We start from the raw sequence: 17,153 nt of genomic DNA on the forward strand, positions 1-17,153 counted from the left end.
GTCCCGCCCCTGCCGGCCGCGAGCGGATGCCGTGACCGGCGGAAGCGGGTACACCCATCCCATCCACACCGACGCGACGAGGCGGACGGGAGGCCGGCACGTGAGCGGCATGCACGGCACGGAGACGACGGCGGGACCGGTCGAGGGACCCGTCCCCCCGGAGGAGACCAGCGCCACCGGCGAGGCGGGCAGCAACCCGGAGGCCATGGCCGCGGTGGTCCGCGCGGTCGAGGCGGCGCTGCCCCCGGACTCGGTCGTCAGCGACCACATCCGGCTGCGCACCTACGAGTGCGACGGGCTGGCCCACTACCGGGTGACGCCGGCGCTGGTGGTGCTGCCCGAGACCACCGAGCAACTGGCCGCCGTGGTGCGGGCCTGCTCCGAGCACGGCGTCCCGTTCGTCGCCCGCGGGTCGGGCACCGGCCTGTCCGGCGGCGCCCTCCCCCGGGCCGACGGCGTCCTGGTCGTCACCTCGCGGATGCGCACCATCCACGAGGTCCGCCCCGAGGACCAGCGGGCGGTCGTCGACCCCGGCGTCATCAACCTCGACGTCACGCACGCGGCGAGCCCGCGCGGCTACTACTACGCCCCCGACCCGAGCAGCCAGCAGATCTGCTCGATCGGCGGCAACCTCGCGGAGAACTCCGGTGGGGCGCACTGCCTGAAGTACGGCTTCACCACCAACCACGTGCTCGGCGCGGAGTTCGTGACACCGCAGGGCGACGTCGTCCAGCTCGGCGGGATGGCCCCCGACAGCCCCGGCTACGACCTGCTCGGCGCCGTCGTGGGCTCCGAGGGCACCCTCGGCATCGCCACCCGCACGATCGTCAAGCTGACCCGCCTCCCGCAGGAGGTGCGCACGGTGCTGGCCGGCTTCGCCTCCACCGACGACGCCGGCGCGGCCACCTCGGCCATCATCGGCGCCGGCATCGTGCCCGCGGCGATCGAGATGATGGACGCGCTGGCCATCGAGGCCGCCGAGGCCGCCACGAAGTGCGACTACCCGGCCGGCGCCGGTGCGGTGCTGGTCATCGAGCTCGACGGCGCGGCGGTCGAGGTGGAGCACGAGTTCGCCGAGGTCGAGCGGATCTGCCAGGAGCACCACGCCTTCGCCACCCGGGTGGCCACCGACCCGGCCGAGCGGGCGCTGATCTGGAAGGGCCGCAAGTCCGCCTTCGCCGCCGTCGGCCGGATCAGCCCCGACTACATCGTCCAGGACGGCGTCATCCCGCGGACGGCGCTGCCCGGGGTGCTGCGGTCGATCGCCGAGCTCTCGGAGTCCTCCGGCGTGCGGGTGGCCAACGTCTTCCACGCCGGCGACGGGAACCTGCACCCGCTGGTGCTCTTCGACGACGCGGTGGAGGGCGCGGCCGAGGCCGCCGAGGAGGTCAGCGGCGCGATCCTCGACCTCTGCATCTCCCACGGCGGGTCGATCACCGGCGAGCACGGCGTCGGCATCGACAAGGCCGCCTACATGCCGAAGATGTTCAGCGACGAGGACCTCGACACCATGCAGCTGGTCCGCTGCGCGTTCGACCCCGACGGCGTCGCCAACCCCGGCAAGGTGTTCCCCACCCCGCGGCTGTGCGGCGAGGTGCCCGGGAGGAAGAAGGGCGCCCCGCACCCGCTGGTCGCGGCCGGCAAGGCGGAGGCGTTCTGATGACCGCCGTCGGGCTGGACCTGGGTGCCGCGCGCACCGCACTGTCCGCCGCCTGCGGCGAGGTCGCCGACGGCACGCCGGCCGACGCCGTCGACGGCGTGACGCCGGCGCTCGTCGCCCGGCCGGGGTCCACCCCGGAGGTCGCCGAGGTGCTGCGGGCGGCCGCCGCGCACCGGCTCGCCCTCGTCCCGCGGGGCCGCGGCACCAAGCTGACCTGGGGCCGGCCGCCCGAGCGGGCCGACCTCGTCGTCGACCTGAGCCGGATGGACGCCGTCTTCGACCACGCCGCCGGCGACCTCATCGTCGAGACCCAGGCCGGGACGACGCTGGCCGAGGTGCAGCGCACCGTCGCCGGCGCCGGTCAGCGGCTGGCGCTGGACGAGACCGTGCCCGGCGGCAGCATCGGCGGCACGCTGGCCACCAACGCCAGCGGCCCCGGCCGGGTCGCCTTCGGCACCGCCCGCGACCTGCTCATCGGCGTCACCGTCGTCCGCGCCGACGGGGTGGTGGCCAAGGCCGGCGGCCGCGTGGTGAAGAACGTGGCCGGATACGACCTCGGCAAGCTGGTCATCGGCTCGTTCGGCACGCTCGCCGTGGTGACCGAGGCGGTGTTCCGGCTGCACCCGCTGCCGGCCGCCCGCAGCGTGGTCGCCGCGCCGTTCGAGCGGCCGGAGGAGGCCCAGCGCCTGGTGCAGGCGGTGCTGCAGGCCCAGGTCGTGCCCTCCGCGGTCGAGGTCTCCTGGCGCCCCGGGGGTACCGGAACCGTCTCGGTGCTGCTCGAGGGCATCGAGGCCGGCGTCGAGGGCCGCACCGCCACCACCCGGCAGCTGCTGGGTGACGCGTCCAGCGCGGCCGCCGAGCTGCCCGAGGGCTGGGCCGCCCACCCGTGGGCGGGCCTGCCGGGCCGCCCGACCGCGCTCAAGGCGACGTTCGCCCTCTCCGGGCTGGCCCGGGTGCTCGAGGCCGCCCGCGCGGCGGCCGCCGACGCCGGGCTCGACCTGGACCTGCGCGGGTCGGCCGGGGCGGGCGTCCTGTACGGCGCGCTGGCCACCGGCGCCGAGCCCGCCGCGGTGGCGCGGGTCGTCGAGCGGCTGCGCGCCGAGTGCACCGCCGTCGGGGGTGCGCTGGTGGTGCTCGACGCGGCTCCCGAGGTCGCCGCCGCGGTGGACGCGTGGGGCCCGGTGCCGGCGCTGGACCTCGTGCGCCGGGTGAAGGAACGGTTCGACCCGGAGCGCCGCCTGGCGCCCGGCCGGTTCGTGGGAGGCCTCTGATGACGACGACCCCGGAGCGGCCGGTGGAGCTGGGCATGCCCGGCCGCGGCGCGTTCGACGAGCACCACCCGCCGTCGAAGGAGCTGATCAGCGACTGCGTGCACTGCGGGTTCTGCCTGACCACCTGCCCCACGTACACGCTGTGGGGCGAGGAGATGGACTCCCCGCGCGGGCGCATCTACCTGATGAAGTCCGGGCTCGAGGGCGAGCCGATGACCGACTCGATGGTGCAGCACTTCGACGCCTGCCTGGGCTGCATGGCCTGCGTGACGGCGTGCCCGTCGGGTGTGCAGTACGACAAGCTCATCGAGGCCACCCGCGCCCAGGTGGAGCGCAACCACGACCGCTCGCCGGGCGACCGCGCTCTGCGCAACGCGATCTTCGCGCTGTTCCCCTACAAGCGGCGGCTGCGCGCGCTGCGCGGACCGCTGCGGCTCTACCAGCGCAGCGGCCTGCCGAAGGTGATCCGCCGCAGCGGCCTGCTGGAGCGCCTGGCGCCGAAGCTGGCCGTGATGGAGAGCCTGGCGCCGCCGCTGGAGAAGCGGGAGCCGATCCCCGCCCGGACGCCGGCCACCGGCACCCGCCGCGCCGTCGTCGGGCTGCTCACCGGGTGCGTCCAGGGCGAGTTCTTCCCCGGCGTCAACGCCGCCACGGTGCGGGTGCTGGCCGCGGAGGGCTGCGACGTCATCGTGCCGCAGTCGCAGGGCTGCTGCGGGGCGCTGTCGGTGCACAACGGCCGCGACGACGAGGCCAGGCGCTTCGCCCGCCGCACGGTCGAGGCCTTCGAGAGCGCCGGCGTCGACTGGGTCGTGGTGAACGCGGCCGGCTGCGGCTCGAGCATGAAGGAGTACGCCGACCTGCTCGCCGACGACCCGGCCTACGCCGAGCGGGCGCGGGCGTTCACCGACAAGGTGCGCGACGTCTCCGAGATCCTCGCCGAGCTCGGCACCGTCGCCCCGCGGCACCCGCTCGAGGTCACCGTCGCCTACCACGACGCCTGCCACCTGGCGCACGCCCAGGGCGTGCGGGCGCAGCCGCGGGCCCTGCTGCAGGAGATCCCCGGCCTGCAGCTGCGGGAGATCCCCGAGGCGGCGATCTGCTGCGGCTCGGCCGGCATCTGGAACGTGCTCAACCCCGAGCCGGCCCGGGAGCTCGGCGACCGCAAGGCCGCCAACATCGTCTCCACCGGGGCGGCCCTGCTGGTGACGGCCAACCCCGGCTGCCTCATGCAGGTGGCCTCCTCGCTGCAGCGGCGCGGCGCGGACATCGGGATGGCGCACACCGTCGAGGTCCTCGACGCCTCCATCCGCGGCCTGCCCACGTCCGCGCTCGGCGTCTCCACCTGAGCGCCCACCGACTTCCCCTGCACGACCCGCACCACCCCCACCCAGCCTCGTGCCCTCACCGTCGAGGGAAGGAGCCCCGTTGTTCGAGCAGGTCGTCGACCCCGTCGGGGGGTCACTCGCACTCAGTGCCCTGGTGGCAGCGATACCGCTGCTCACGCTGTTCGTGCTCCTCGGCGCGCTCAAGGTCAAGGCCTGGCTCGCCGGCCTGATCTCGCTGGCCGTCGCGCTGGTCCTGGCGATCCTGGCGTTCCGCATGCCGGTCGGGCAGGCCGTGCTGTCGGCCACCGAGGGCGCGGCCTTCGGCTTCTTCCCGATCCTCTGGATCGTCATCAACGCCATCTGGGTCTACAACCTCACCGTCGCCACCGGGCACTTCGACGTGCTGCGGCGGTCGTTCGAGAAGGTCAGCCCCGACCAGCGGATCCAGGCCATCATCGTGGCCTTCTGCTTCGGCGCCCTGCTCGAGGCGCTCGCCGGCTTCGGCACGCCGGTCGCCATCAGCGTCGTCATGCTCATGACGCTGGGCTTCCAGCCGATGAAGGCCGCCGCGGTGGCGCTCATCGCCAACACCGCACCGGTCGCCTTCGGCGCCCTGGCCACGCCGATCGTCACGCTGGCCACGGTCACCTCCGGCGTCAGCGACGACGCGCGGCTCACCGTCGACACCCTCGGTGCCATGGCCGGCCGGCAGACGCCGATCCTCGCGGCGTTCGTGCCGCTGGTGCTGGTGCTGGTCGTCGACGGCAGGCGCGGCCTGAAGGACACCTGGCTGGAGGCGCTGGTCGCCGGCGTCGCCTTCGGCGTGGCCCAGTTCGTCGCCGCCAACTACATCTCGGTGCCGCTGACCGACATCATCGCCGCGCTGGTCTCCGCGGCCGCCGTCGTCGCCGTCGTCCGGATGCGGAAGGCGACGTACGAGCCGGTCACCGCGGCCACCCTGGCCGGTGGGACCGGGGCCGGTGGTGGCGCCCGGGATGCTGGTGGCACCGTGGCCGCCGGTGGCCGCGGCCGCGACCGGGGCGGCGTCGGCGCCACCGCCGGCGAGGAGCTCGGGGACGCGCCGGGCCGCCAGGCGGCGCGCGACCCGCATGCCCCCTCGGCCGGCACCGGAGGCGCTCCGTCGGTGCCGGACACCCCGGCGGAGGTCGCCAAGGCCTACGCCCCCTACGGGATCATCATCGTGATCTTCGCCCTGGCGAACCTCGCGCCTGTCAAGGCCGCGCTGGCCCAGGCGCCGTGGACGACGACGTTCCCGTGGCCCGGGCTGAACGTGTTCGCGGCCGGCTCGAGCGAGGAGCTCGCGTCGACGACGTTCACCTTCAACTGGCTGCCCGCCGCCGGCACGCTCATGATCATCGCGGGGCTGCTCACCATGTTGGTCCTGCGGGTCTCGCCCGGGCGGGCGCTGAAGGCCTACGTCGACACCTACCGCGAGCTCAAGTGGGCCATCGTCACCGTCATGGCGGTGCTCGCCCTGGCCTACGTGCTCAACCAGTCGGGCATGACCAGCCACCTCGGCCGGCTGCTGGCCGAGACCGGCGGCTTCTTCGCCTTCCTCTCGCCCATCCTGGGCTGGATCGGCGTCGCGGTGACCGGCTCGGACACCTCGGCCAACGCGCTGTTCGGCGCCCTGCAGGTGCAGGCGGCGACCAACGCCGGCCTGGACCCGGTGCTGCTGGCCGCGGCCAACTCCTCCGGTGGCGTCATGGGCAAGATGGTCAGCCCGCAGAACCTGGCCATCGCGGCCGCCGCGGTGGGCATGGCCGGCCGGGAGGGCGAGCTGTTCCGGAAGGTCTTCGGCTGGAGCATGCTGCTGCTCCTGCTGATGTGCCTGATCGTGGTGCTGCAGGCCTCACCGGTGCTCGACTGGATGGTGCCCGGGTCCTGAGAGCAGGACGACCTGCACGAGCGACGGCGCCCCCGTACCGGACCGGTACGGGGGCGCCGTCGTCTGCGAGTCAGCCGCGACCGCCGGACTCCGCCTCGCGGGCCTCGCCGAGCCGGTTGAGCCGGGCCAGCAGGTCGCCGAGCGTGGCGACGTCCTGCGCCGGCCAGCCCGAGAGGTCGGCCTCCCAGCGGGCGCGGCGCACCTCGCGGATGCCGGCCAGCCGGGCCGCCCCCTCCGCCGAGGTGCGCAGCACCTGGGCCCGCCCGTCGTCCGGGTCGGGCTCGCGGGTGACCATGCCGAGGTCGACCAGCGAGGCCACCTGGCGGCTCACCGTGCTCTTGTCGAGGCCCAGCCGGGCGACCAGGTCGCTGGCCCGCAGCGGCCCGGCGTCCTGCAGCAGGGCCAGGAGCCCGTACGCGGCGCCGTCGAGGTCGGGGTGCAGCTCGCGGGCCAGCCGGGTCGAGATCGCCCGCGACCGGCGCAGCAGCAGGCCGATCTCCCGCTCCAGCCGGACGAAGGACTCGTGCGCGTCCGGACGCGGCGCGGCGCTCACCGCTCGCTCCGGGGGTGCCAGACGACCAGCGCCGAGCTGGCCTGCCGGACGGGCACCAGGTCGGCCCGGCGCAGCGGGGTGCCGAAGCCGCTGCGCAGCGCGGACTCCGCGGCGATGCGGCGGCGCTCGGAGTCCTCGAGGTCGTCGACCAGCTCGTGCACCCGTTGCCGCAGCGCCTCGACCTGGGACTCCAGGTCGATGATCCGCTTGATGCCGGCGAGGTTGACGCCGTCCTCCTGGGAGAGGCGCTGCACCTCCCGCAGCAGGGCGACGTCGCGCGGGCTGTAGCGCCGGCCCCCGCCGGGCGTGCGGCCCGGCGTCACCAGGCCCAGCCGGTCGTACTGGCGCAGCGTCTGGGCGTGCATGCCGGCCAGCTCGGCGGCCACCGAGATGACGAAGACAGGGGCGTCGTCGGCGACGGCGCGGGCGGCGTCGCGCCGCTCCCGCCCGTCGACGCTCACCGGGAGCTCCCCTTGTCCGCGCCCTTCCCCACCGCCGCGGTGATCTGCGGCCGCGGGTCGGGCAGCTCGGCGTCGAGGGTCTTGACCGCCCGCTCCGCCTCGGCCGACAGCCGCTGCGGGACGGCCACCTCGACGGTGACCAGCAGGTCGCCGGTGCGGCCGCGGCCGGGGACGCCCCGCCCGCGCACCCGCAGCGTCCGCCCGCTCGCGGTGCCCGGCGGCACCTTGAGCGTGACGTCGCCGTCGAGGGTGGGCACGGTCAGCGTCGTCCCGAGGACGGCCTCGGCGAAGGTGATCGGCACGGTGAGCGTCAGGTCGTCACCCCGGCGGCCGAACAGCTCGTGGTCGCTGACGTGCACCACGACGAACAGGTCGCCGGCCGGGCCGCCGCGGCGGCCGGGCGCGCCCTTGCCGGCCAGCCGGATGCGCTGGCCGTCCTTGACGCCCGCCGGGATCCGCACGGTGATGGTGCGGGTCTGGGTGGTGACGCCGTTGCCGGCGCAGGTCGGGCAGGGGTCGTCGACCACCGACCCGCTGCCACGGCACGCGCGGCAGGGCTCGGAGAAGGCGAACGCGCCCTGGCTGCGGCTGGTGACCCCCGCGCCGCCGCACACCTCGCAGGTGTGCGGGGAGGTGCCCGGGCGGGCGCCGCTGCCGTGGCAGGTCGGGCAGGTACCGGGGCTCTGCATGCGCAGTGGCACCGTCACCCCGAGGACGGCCTCCTCGAACGACAGCGTCGCCTCGGTCTCCACGTCCTGCCCGCGGGCCGGGCCGGACGCCGCCTGCGAGCGGGCCCGGGCCGACCCCGGCGCGGCACCGCCGGCACCGCCGAAGAGGTTGCCGAAGATGTCGCCGAGCCCACCGGCGCCGGCGCGGCCGGCCCCGCCCCCGGCGCCCCCGAAGAGGTCGCCGAGGTCGAAGGGCTGCCCGCCGCCGGAGCCGCCGGGGAAGCCGCCCGGGAAGCCGGCCCGCGCGCCGGCACCGCCGGAGCCGAAGAGCCGCCGGGCCTCGTCGTACTCCCCGCGCCGCTTGGGGTCGGAGAGCACGTCGTAGGCCTCGGAGACCTCCTTGAAGCGGGCCTCGGCGTCGGTGTTGCCCGGGTTCTTGTCCGGGTGCAGGTCGCGGGCCAGCTGGCGGTAGGCCTTCTTGATCTCCGCGGCGTCGGCGCTCTGGGAGACGCCCAGCGCGGCGTAGTAGTCCTTCTCGATGAAGTCCCGAGTGCTCATCGGGCGCCTCCTCTCCTCACGTCGCGACGGCCGGTCAGCCGGCGGCCGGGGTCTCCCCCGGCGCACCGCTGCCGGTCGTCTCGGGGGTGGCCGGCTCCGCGGCCGCGCCGCCGGCCGGGTCGGTCACGGCCACCATGGCGGTCCGCAGGACGCGGTCACCACGGCGGAAACCCTGCCGCAGCACCGTCGTCGCCGTCGGCACCTCGACGGTGTCGGACGTGTCGTGCAGGACGGCCTCGTGCAGCGCCGGGTCGAACGGGTCGCCGGCGACGCCGAAGGCCTGCACGCCGAGCCCGTCGAGGACGCCGAGGACGCGGTCGGCCACCACCTTGAAGGCGCCGGTGAGGTCGCCGTGGTCGCGGGCCCGCTCGATGTCGTCGACGATCGGGAACAGCTGGGTGGCGAACCGCTCGGCGGCCTGGTCGGCGACCAGGCTGCGGTCGCGGTCGACGCGCCGCCGGTAGTTGGCGTACTCGGCGGTCACCCGCTGCAGGTCCTCGGTGCGCTCGGCCAGCTGGCGGGCCGTGTCCCCGGCACCGTCGTCGCTGCCTGCCGCGACCGCCTCCGGGGTGACCTCCGGGCCGGCGACCGTCTCGTTCTCGCTCATCTGCTCCCCTGGCGATGGGTCGGCTGTGGACGGGCCCGGCGGGGCGCCGGCCGGCTGCTCGCCGGCCGGCACCCGCACCGCGCCGCTGACGGGGTCGATCCGCCGCTTGTCACGGATCACGACCCGCGGCTGCTCGTCCCCCTGGCTCATCGGCGGTCGGCGTCCTCGTCGACGATCTCGGCGTCGACGACGTCGTCGTCACCGGACGGGGCCGAGGCACCGGCCGCGCCCGCGGCACCCGCGCCCGCACCGGGCACGCCGTCACCGGCGGCGCCGGCCTCGGCCTGCTGGGCGTAGAGCGCCCCGCCGACCTCCTGCGAGACGCGGGCGACCTTCTCCTGCGCCGACTTGATGGCGGCGATGTCCGAGCCGCCGAGGGCGGAGCGCAGCTCGGTGAGGGCCTCGCCGAGCTCCTCCTTCTTGTCGGCCGGGATCCGCTCGCCGTTCTCGGCCAGGAACTTCTCGGTCTGGTACTGCAGCGACTCGGCCAGGTTGCGGGTCTCGGCCTCCTCGCGGCGGCGCTTGTCCTCCTCGGCGTGGGCCTCGGCGTCGCGCATCATCCGCTCGATGTCGTCCTTCGGGAGCGCCGAGCCGCCGGTGATGGTCATCGACTGCTCCTTGCCCGTGCCGAGGTCCTTGGCGGACACGTGCACGATGCCGTTGGCGTCGATGTCGAAGGCGACCTCGATCTGCGGGACACCGCGCGGCGCCGGCGGCAGGCCGGTCAGCTCGAACATGCCGAGCTTCTTGTTGTACATCGCCATCTCGCGCTCGCCCTGGAAGACCTGGATCTGCACGGAGGGCTGGTTGTCGTCGGCCGTCGTGAAGATCTCCGAGCGCTTCGTCGGGATCGTGGTGTTGCGCTCGATGAGCTTGGTCATGATCCCGCCCTTGGTCTCGATGCCCAGGGACAGCGGGGTGACGTCGAGCAGCAGGACGTCCTTGACCTCGCCGCGGAGGACACCGGCCTGCAGCGCGGCACCGATGGCGACGACCTCGTCGGGGTTGACGCCCTTGTTGGGCTCCTTGCCGCCGGTCAGCTCGCGCACCAGGTCGGACACGGCCGGCATGCGGGTCGAGCCACCGACGAGGACGACGTGGTCGATCTGGCCCACGGAGATGCCGGCGTCGCGGATGGCCTGGTTGAACGGCGCGCGGGCGCGGTCGAGCAGGTCGGCGGTCATCCGCTGGAACTCGGCGCGGGTGATGGTGACGTCGAGGTGCAGCGGGCCCTCGGCGCCGGCGGTGATGTAGGGCAGGTTGACGTTGGTCGACTGCGCGCCCGACAGCTCGATCTTGGCCTTCTCGGCGGCCTCACGGAGCCGCTGCATGGCCAGCTTGTCCTTGGACAGGTCGATGCCGTTGGAGACGTTGAAGGTCTTGACCAGGTGGTCGACGACCTTCTGGTCCCAGTCGTCGCCGCCGAGGTGGTTGTCACCCGCGGTGGCCTTCACCTCGATGACGCCCTCGCCGATCTCCAGCAGCGAGACGTCGAAGGTGCCGCCGCCGAGGTCGAAGACGAGGATCGTCTGCTCGGTCTCGCCCTTGTCCAGGCCGTAGGCCAGCGCGGCCGCGGTGGGCTCGTTGACGATGCGCAGGACGTTGAGGCCCGCGATCTCGCCGGCCTCCTTGGTGGCCTGCCGCTGCGCGTCCTCGAAGTAGGCCGGGACGGTGATGACCGCGTCGGTCACCGGCTCGCCCAGGTAGGTCTCGGCGTCCCGCTTGAGCTTCTGCAGGATGCGCGCGCTGATCTCCTGCGGCGTGTAGCGCTTGCCGTCGATCTCGCCGGTCCGCCAGTCGGTGCCCATGTGGCGCTTGACCGAGCGGATGGTGCGGTCGACGTTGGTGACCGCCTGGTTCTTGGCCGACTGGCCGACGAGGACCTCGCCGTTCTTGGCGAACGCGACCACCGACGGGGTGGTGCGCGAGCCCTCGGAGTTCGCGATGACCGTCGGCTCGCCGCCCTCGAGGACGGTGACGACGGAGTTGGTGGTGCCGAGGTCGATACCGACCGCTCGAGCCATGGAGCTGGCCTCTCTTCCGTGTCTGCTGGTGTGTCGTTGGTCTGCTGGTGGGTGGTGCTGGTCCGGAGGTCGTCGGGCAGGCCCCGGCGCGGCACTCGTCGGCCGCCTTGCGTCGGGTTCGCTCAACTTTCCTGCCCACACTAACGGCACTCCCGGCACGGGTGTTCCCCGGCCTGCCGCGGCCCTCCCCCGTGACGTGGCCCACAGCCGCGAGTCGAGCCGGCCGGCCTGGTCACGTGGCGCCCACCCTCATCCCGCGGTGCCCGGCCTCGCTCCGCGGTGCCCGACCTCGCTCCGCACCGCGAGGTCGGGCACCGCACGGCGAGGTCGGCGACCGTCCACCGCGCCGACCGGCGTCCACAGGGAGGCGCACGGGGCGCACCCGGGCTCGGAGCCTCGCCAGACTCGCCGCGTGCACCCCGTCCTGCGCGCCGCCGCTGACCGTCAGTGGGGACTGTTCACCGCCGTCGACGCCCGCCGGGCCGGGTACGGCCACGACGAGATCCACGCCCTGCACGGCGCCGGGACCTGGGTGCGGCTGCGGCGGGGCGTCTACACGACCGCCGAACGCCTGGACGCCCTCGGCGGGCGCCCGCACGGCCTGGAGTGCCTCGCCGTCCTGCTGTCCCTCGACCGCCCGGACGCCGTCGTCAGCCACGGTTCGGCCGCCCGCCTGCTCGGCCTGCCCGTGTGGGACGGACTCGAGCGCACGGTCCGGCTGACCGACCCCCAGCAGTGGCGGACGGGGGCGGGCTTCCGGGTCAACTGCGCGCCGCTCCACGCCCACGAAGCGGTCCGGCACGGCCCCGTCCGCCTCACCTCGCCGGCCCGGACGCTGGTCGACTGCGCCCGGGAGTGGCCGCTGGAGGACGCTGTCGTCGCGATGGACGCCGCCCTCCTGGCCGGCCGGACGACCCTCCAGGAGCTGTCCCTCGTCACGGCGGCGCAGCCCTGCTGGCGTGGGGCACCGCGGGCGCGGCGGGCGATCGACCTCGCCGACGGGCGCGCCGAGTCGCCCCTCGAGACCCGGGGCCGACTGCGCATCGTCGGGTCGGACCTGCCGTCACCGGAGCTACAGGTGGCGATCCGCGCCGGCGGGCGACTCGTCGGCGTCGTCGACGCGTGGTTCGACGACGCCGCCGTCGCCGTCGAGTTCGACGGCCGGGTGAAGTACACCGACCCCTGGCACGAGCGCTCACCGGGCCAGGTCGTGTGGGGGGAGAAGCGGCGGGAGGACGACCTCCGCGCGCTGGGCATCCGCGTCGTCCGGGTCGCCGACGCCGACCTCGGTGCTCCCTGGCCGGCGGTGGCCCAGCGCCTCGGGTCCCTCCTCGCCACCTCCGGACCGGCGACACGACGGTTCTCGGCCGCGCCCCGCGCTCTGGGCAGGCGGCGGTCGGCCTGAGCCGGCCCCACGCAGCGGTGCCGGGCCTCGTGCTGCGCGGTGAGGTCGGGCACCGCACGGCGAGGTCGGGACGGCGATCCGTCCGTGCTCACGCGACGTGAGCCCGGTCACCCCGCCGGCGCGACGCCGCCGCACCGGAACACCTCCGCGAGGTGTTCCAGCGAGTGCCGGGAGCCAACAACGCCCAGGTGAGGCCACCTCCCGGTGGACGCCGAGCACCGCGCGACGCCTCCCGATCGGGGCGCGGCGCCCACGGTTACCGCTGAGTAACCCGTGCTCCGGCCAGCTATCGTGCTGGGCGGCGTGGGCACAGGCGCCCACGCGCGATCCGCCGCCGGTCCGCGGGCCGGTGGGGACGGCGGCGAGACCCCTCTCGCGCGGTCCGGGCGGACGGAGCAACCGACGCCGCTGGGCGTGGGGAGAGGGAATCATGACGGGCCCCCTGCAGATCGTGCTCGGCACGATCAGCGTGCTGTTCCTCATCGTGGCGGTTGTCTTCGCCTACCGCGCCGTCCGGGCGATGGTGCGGATCATCCGCACCGGCCAACCGGACTCCACCCGCAACGGCCCGGTCGGCCCGCGGCTGAAGACGCTCGCGGTGGAGTCGCTCGGGCACACCCGGATGCTCAAGTGGTCGGCCATCGGCGCCGCCCACTGGTTCGTCTTCGTCGGCTTCTACGGCCTGTTCCTCACGCTGGTCGAGGCCTTCGGCGAGGTGTGGGACCCGGCCTTCCACCTGCCGCTGATCGGCGAGTGGAGCCTCTGGAACCTCTTCGCCGACGTCATCGGCGCCGGCACGGTCCTGGGGATCCTGTACCTGATCTACCGGCGGCAGAAGGACCACCCGCGCCGGCAGGGCCGCACCAGCCGCTTCGCCGGCTCCAACGAGGGCCGCGGCTACTTCGTCGAGGCCGTCGTCCTCACCGTCGGCATCTGCATCCTGCTGATCCGCGCGCTGAAGGTGTCCTCCGGGCTCACCGAGGCCCCGACCTGGTCGCACCCGTTCGCCAGCCTGCTGGCCACCGTGCTGCCCGACAGCCCCGATCTGCTCAGCGTCGTCGCCTTCGTCAAGATCGTCGTCTCGCTGACCTGGCTGGTGGTCGTCAGCCGGATCCTCAACATGGGTGTCGCCTGGCACCGCTTCAGCGCCTTCTTCAACATCTACTGGAAGCGCAACGACGACGGCTCCGTCGCGCTGGGCCCGCTGCAGCCGATGACCTCGAACGGCAAGCCGATCGACTTCGAGGATCCCGGCGAGGACGACGTCTTCGGCCGCGGGAAGATCGAGGACTTCACCTGGAAGGGGATGCTCGACTTCACCACCTGCACCGAGTGCGGGCGGTGCCAGAGCCAGTGCCCGGCGTGGAACACGGGCAAGCCGCTCAGCCCCAAGATGGTGATCATGGACCTCCGCGACCACCTGTACGCGAAGGCCCCCTACCTGCTCGGCGAGAAGACGGCGTCGGAGACCGCGCCCGACTACGACGTCCTGAAGCCCAGCGACGAGCAGGTCTGGGCCTCGGGCTACGCCCGCATCGAGGGCACCAACGACGCCCAGGCGCACCGCCCGCTGGTCGGCACCCTCGAGGAGGGCGGGGTCATCGACCCCGACGTGCTGTGGAGCTGCACCAACTGCGGCGCCTGCGTCGAGCAGTGCCCGGTGGACATCGAGCACGTCGACCACATCGACGACATGCGCCGCTACCAGGTGCTCATCGAGTCCAACTTCCCGTCCGAGGCCGGCGTGATGCTGCGCAACCTCGAGAACCGCGGCAACCCCTGGGGCGTGAGCCCGAGCACCCGCGAGGACTGGATCAAGGAGATGGACTTCGAGGTGCGGATGGCCGACGGCCCGCTGCCCCACGAGGTCGAGTACCTGTTCTGGGTCGGCTGCGCCGGCGCCATCGACGACCGCGCCAAGAAGGTCACGAAGGCCGTCGCCGAGCTGCTGCACACCGCCGGCGTCGAGTTCGCCGTCCTGGGCTCGGGCGAGACCTGCTCGGGCGACCCGGCCCGCCGCATGGGCAACGAGTTCGTCTTCCAGATGATGGCCCAGGAGAACGTCGAGACGCTCAACGGCGTCTTCGAGGGCCGCGTGCCGGGCATGCGCAAGATCGTCACCACCTGCCCGCACTGCTTCAACTCGCTGGGCCGGGAGTACCCGCAGGTCGGCGGCGAGTACGAGGTCGTGCACCACACGCAGCTGCTCAGCCAGCTGGTGGAGGAGGGCCGGCTCACCCCGGTCACCCCGGTCGACCGCAAGGTGACCTACCACGACCCGTGCTTCCTCGGCCGGCACAACAAGGTCTACACGCCGCCGCGGGAGATCCTCGACAGCGTGCAGGGCCTCTCCACCCAGGAGATGCACCGCTGCAAGGACCGCGGCTTCTGCTGCGGCGCCGGCGGCGCGCGCATGTGGATGGAGGAGAAGATCGGCAAGCGGATCAACGTGGAGCGCACCGAGGAGGCCCTGGGCCTCGACCCCGACGTCATCTCCACCGCCTGCCCGTTCTGCATCACGATGCTCTCCGACGCCCTGACGTCGAAGAAGCAGAACGGTGAGGCCGCCGAGCACGTCGAGGTCCTCGACGTCAGCCAGATCCTGCTCCGCTCGATGGCCCCGGTCGGCACCCCGGGCACCGAGCACGGCGCCGAGGTCGGCACCGCCGACGACGACGTCGCCGGCACCGGCTCGGCCGCCACGGGACACGGCCCCCAGGCCTGAGGAAGGCCCCCTCGGACGCCGTCGGCGAGGCAACCGCCTCGCCGGCGGCGTCCGTCGTCCCGGCCGCGGCGCTGACCAGCGGATTGGTTGCACCGCGCACCCACCAGGCACCATCGGGGGGTGACCCGCACCGCCCCCCTCCCCACCAGCACCCCGCCGGCCGCCGCGGACCGGCGTCGCGGGCTGGTCCTCGTGGCGGTGGCCATCGTGCTCACCGCCACCAACCTGCGGACGGCGGTGGCCTCGGTGGGGCCGGTCCTCCAGGAGCTCGAGCGCGGCCTCGGCGTCTCCAGTGCGGCGGCCGGTGTGGTCACCACGATGCCGGTGGTCTGCTTCGCCGCGATCGGCTTCGCCGGGCCGCCGCTGGCCGCCCGGTTCCGCGACGCGCACGTGCTCGCCGGGGCGCTGCTGACCATGGCGGCCGGGCTGGTGCTGCGCGCCGTCGTCGACTCCTTCCCGCTGTTCCTCGCCGGGACGGCGCTGGCGATGGTCGGCGGGGCGCTGGGCAACGTGCTGCTGCCCGGCCTGGTGAAGCGCTGGTTCCCCGAGCGCACCGGCCTGCTGGTGGGCGCCTACAGCGCCGCGATGGCCATCGGCGGCGCCGTCGCCGCGACCGCCACCGCGCCGATCGCCGCGGCCGCGGGCCCCGAGGGCTGGCGCTGGGCGCTCGGCGTCTGGGCGGTGCTGGCGCTGCTCGCGGCGCTGCCGTGGGCGTTCACCCCGCACCACGCGGGCGCCTCGCGCGGCAACCACCGCGCCGTCCGGCTCGGCCCGCTGTGGCGCAGCCCCACGGCGCTGGTCCTCGCGCTGTTCTTCGGGCTGCAGGCGACCCAGGCCTACGTCGTCATGGGCTGGTCGGCGCAGTACCTGCGCGACGCCGGGCTCAGCGCCGCGACGGCGGGCCTGCTGCTCGGGATCAACTCGGTGGTCGTCGTCCCGGTCAACGCCGTCGCCCCCGCGCTCACCGTGCGCCAGCGGCTGCAGCGGCCGCTGCTGCTGGGCTTCATGGCCTGCTACGTCGTCGGCTGGGGCGGGCTGTGGCTGGCCCCGCGCAGCGTGCCGTGGCTGTGGATGTCGATCCTGGCCCTGGGCATGGGGACGTTCAGCATGGTGCTCGCGCTCATCGGCGTCCGCGCCCGGACGCCGGAGACCACCGCGGCGCTGTCCACGTTCACCCAGGGCTGGGGCTACGTGCTGGCCGCCGCCGGCCCGCTGCTCGTGGGCGTGCTGCGCGACGTCACCGGCGGCTACACCGGCATGTTCTGGCTGGTCGCGGCGACCACGGTGGGACTCACGGTCACCGGCTGGCTGGCCACCCGCCCGCGCACCGTCGACGACGAGCTGCCCGGCTGGTCGCCCGCGGCGGTCAGTCCGGCAGCGGCCGGGTCTCCGCGCGACTGAAGTTGCGGTAGGACCGCGACGGCGTGGGGCCGCGCTGGTCCTGGTAGCGCGAGCCGTACACCGCCGAGCCGTAGGGGTGCTCGGCGGCCGAGGTCAGCCGGAACAGGCACAGCTGGCCGATCTTCATCCCCGGCCACAGCGTGATCGGCAGGTTCGCCACGTTGGACAGCTCCAGCGTGATGTGCCCGGTGAAGCCCGGGTCGACGAAGCCCGCCGTCGAGTGGGTGAGCAGGCCGAGGCGGCCCAGCGAGCTCTTGCCCTCCAGCCGCGCGGCGAGGTCGTCGGGGATCGAGACCACCTCGAGCGTCGACCCGAGCACGAACTCCCCGGGGTGCAGCACGAACGGCTCGTCGCCGTCGGGCTCCACGAGCGTGGTCAGGTCGTCCTGCTGCTGCGCCGGGTCGATGTGGGTGTAGCGGGCGTTGTTGAAGACCCGGAAGTAGCGGTCGAGCCGGACGTCGATGCTCGAGGGCTGCACCAGCCCCGCGTCGTGCGGTTCGATGCCGAGCCGCCCCTCGGCGATCGCGGCGCGGATGTCGCGGTCGGACAGCAGCATGGCGCGGAGTCTAGGGAGGCCGGCCTCATC

13 protein-coding genes are annotated in these 17,153 nt (G+C 74.1%); 7 read left to right on the forward strand and 6 right to left on the reverse strand.

All coding sequences use genetic code 11. The features are described from left to right. Window positions 1-109: 109 nt before the first annotated feature. The 4 genes from BLQ97_RS04000 to BLQ97_RS04015 all read left to right on the forward strand — a co-directional run bounded on the left by BLQ97_RS04000 (window position 110) and on the right by BLQ97_RS04015 (window position 6,165). Window positions 110-1,660, forward strand: a complete 1,551-nt coding sequence (locus BLQ97_RS04000) for an FAD-binding oxidoreductase (RefSeq protein WP_175471600.1) — start codon at window positions 110-112, stop codon at window positions 1,658-1,660. After that, window positions 1,660-2,931, forward strand: a complete 1,272-nt coding sequence (locus tag BLQ97_RS04005) for an FAD-binding oxidoreductase (protein WP_091363345.1) — start codon at window positions 1,660-1,662, stop codon at window positions 2,929-2,931. The genes BLQ97_RS04000 and BLQ97_RS04005 overlap by 1 nt, the downstream gene beginning before the upstream one ends. Further along, on the forward strand, window positions 2,931-4,277 hold the full coding sequence (glcF, locus tag BLQ97_RS04010) for a glycolate oxidase subunit GlcF (protein ID WP_175471577.1): 1,347 nt from the start codon (window positions 2,931-2,933) through the stop codon (window positions 4,275-4,277). The genes BLQ97_RS04005 and glcF overlap by 1 nt, the downstream gene beginning before the upstream one ends. A 133-nt stretch (window positions 4,278-4,410) precedes the next feature. Then, window positions 4,411-6,165 carry an L-lactate permease gene (locus BLQ97_RS04015; protein WP_245691783.1) on the forward strand — a complete coding sequence of 585 codons (1,755 nt, stop codon included), beginning with the start codon at window positions 4,411-4,413 and terminating at the stop codon, window positions 6,163-6,165. Between the two features lie 70 nt (window positions 6,166-6,235). Here the strand turns inward: BLQ97_RS04015 and BLQ97_RS04020 are convergent, their stop codons facing one another. From BLQ97_RS04020 to dnaK, 5 genes are read right to left on the reverse strand one after another with little or no spacing between them, the layout of a single operon-like run. Further along, window positions 6,236-6,718, reverse strand: coding sequence for a MarR family winged helix-turn-helix transcriptional regulator (locus tag BLQ97_RS04020; protein WP_091363349.1), 483 nt, complete (start codon window positions 6,716-6,718; stop codon window positions 6,236-6,238). Beyond that, a complete protein-coding gene (locus BLQ97_RS04025) occupies window positions 6,715-7,179 on the reverse strand; it encodes a heat shock protein transcriptional repressor HspR (protein WP_091363351.1) in 465 nt (154 codons plus the stop codon). The genes BLQ97_RS04020 and BLQ97_RS04025 overlap by 4 nt, the downstream gene beginning before the upstream one ends. Then, complete coding sequence (dnaJ, locus tag BLQ97_RS04030) at window positions 7,176-8,405, reverse strand: molecular chaperone DnaJ (RefSeq protein ID WP_091363353.1); 1,230 nt, start codon at window positions 8,403-8,405, stop codon at window positions 7,176-7,178. The genes BLQ97_RS04025 and dnaJ overlap by 4 nt, the downstream gene beginning before the upstream one ends. A 34-nt stretch (window positions 8,406-8,439) precedes the next feature. Further along, window positions 8,440-9,162, reverse strand: a complete 723-nt coding sequence (gene grpE, locus BLQ97_RS04035; RefSeq protein ID WP_091363355.1) for a nucleotide exchange factor GrpE — start codon at window positions 9,160-9,162, stop codon at window positions 8,440-8,442. Further along, complete coding sequence (dnaK, locus tag BLQ97_RS04040; protein ID WP_091363357.1) at window positions 9,159-11,036, reverse strand: molecular chaperone DnaK; 1,878 nt, start codon at window positions 11,034-11,036, stop codon at window positions 9,159-9,161. The genes grpE and dnaK overlap by 4 nt, the downstream gene beginning before the upstream one ends. Window positions 11,037-11,448: 412 nt before the next feature. Between dnaK and BLQ97_RS04045 the strand changes: the two genes are divergently transcribed. From BLQ97_RS04045 to BLQ97_RS04055, 3 genes are all read left to right on the forward strand, one after another. Further along, window positions 11,449-12,441 (forward strand): type IV toxin-antitoxin system AbiEi family antitoxin domain-containing protein, encoded by a 993-nt coding sequence (locus BLQ97_RS04045; RefSeq protein WP_091363359.1) that lies wholly within the window; start codon window positions 11,449-11,451, stop codon window positions 12,439-12,441. A gap of 430 nt (window positions 12,442-12,871) precedes the next feature. Beyond that, window positions 12,872-15,166 (forward strand): (Fe-S)-binding protein, encoded by a 2,295-nt coding sequence (locus tag BLQ97_RS04050; RefSeq protein ID WP_091363361.1) that lies wholly within the window; start codon window positions 12,872-12,874, stop codon window positions 15,164-15,166. 120 nt (window positions 15,167-15,286) lie between these two features. Beyond that, a complete protein-coding gene (locus BLQ97_RS04055; RefSeq protein WP_091363363.1) occupies window positions 15,287-16,567 on the forward strand; it encodes an MFS transporter in 1,281 nt (426 codons plus the stop codon). On the opposite strand, the gene dcd is transcribed toward BLQ97_RS04055, so the two are convergent. Then, entirely contained in the window at window positions 16,533-17,123 is a 591-nt protein-coding gene (gene dcd / locus BLQ97_RS04060) for a dCTP deaminase (protein WP_091363365.1), read from the reverse strand. The two genes, BLQ97_RS04055 and dcd, sit on opposite strands and share 35 nt — an antisense overlap. Window positions 17,124-17,153 lie beyond the last annotated feature (30 nt).

It is taken from the genome of Geodermatophilus telluris, assembly GCF_900102745.1.
Classification (GTDB): domain Bacteria; phylum Actinomycetota; class Actinomycetes; order Mycobacteriales; family Geodermatophilaceae; genus Geodermatophilus; species Geodermatophilus telluris.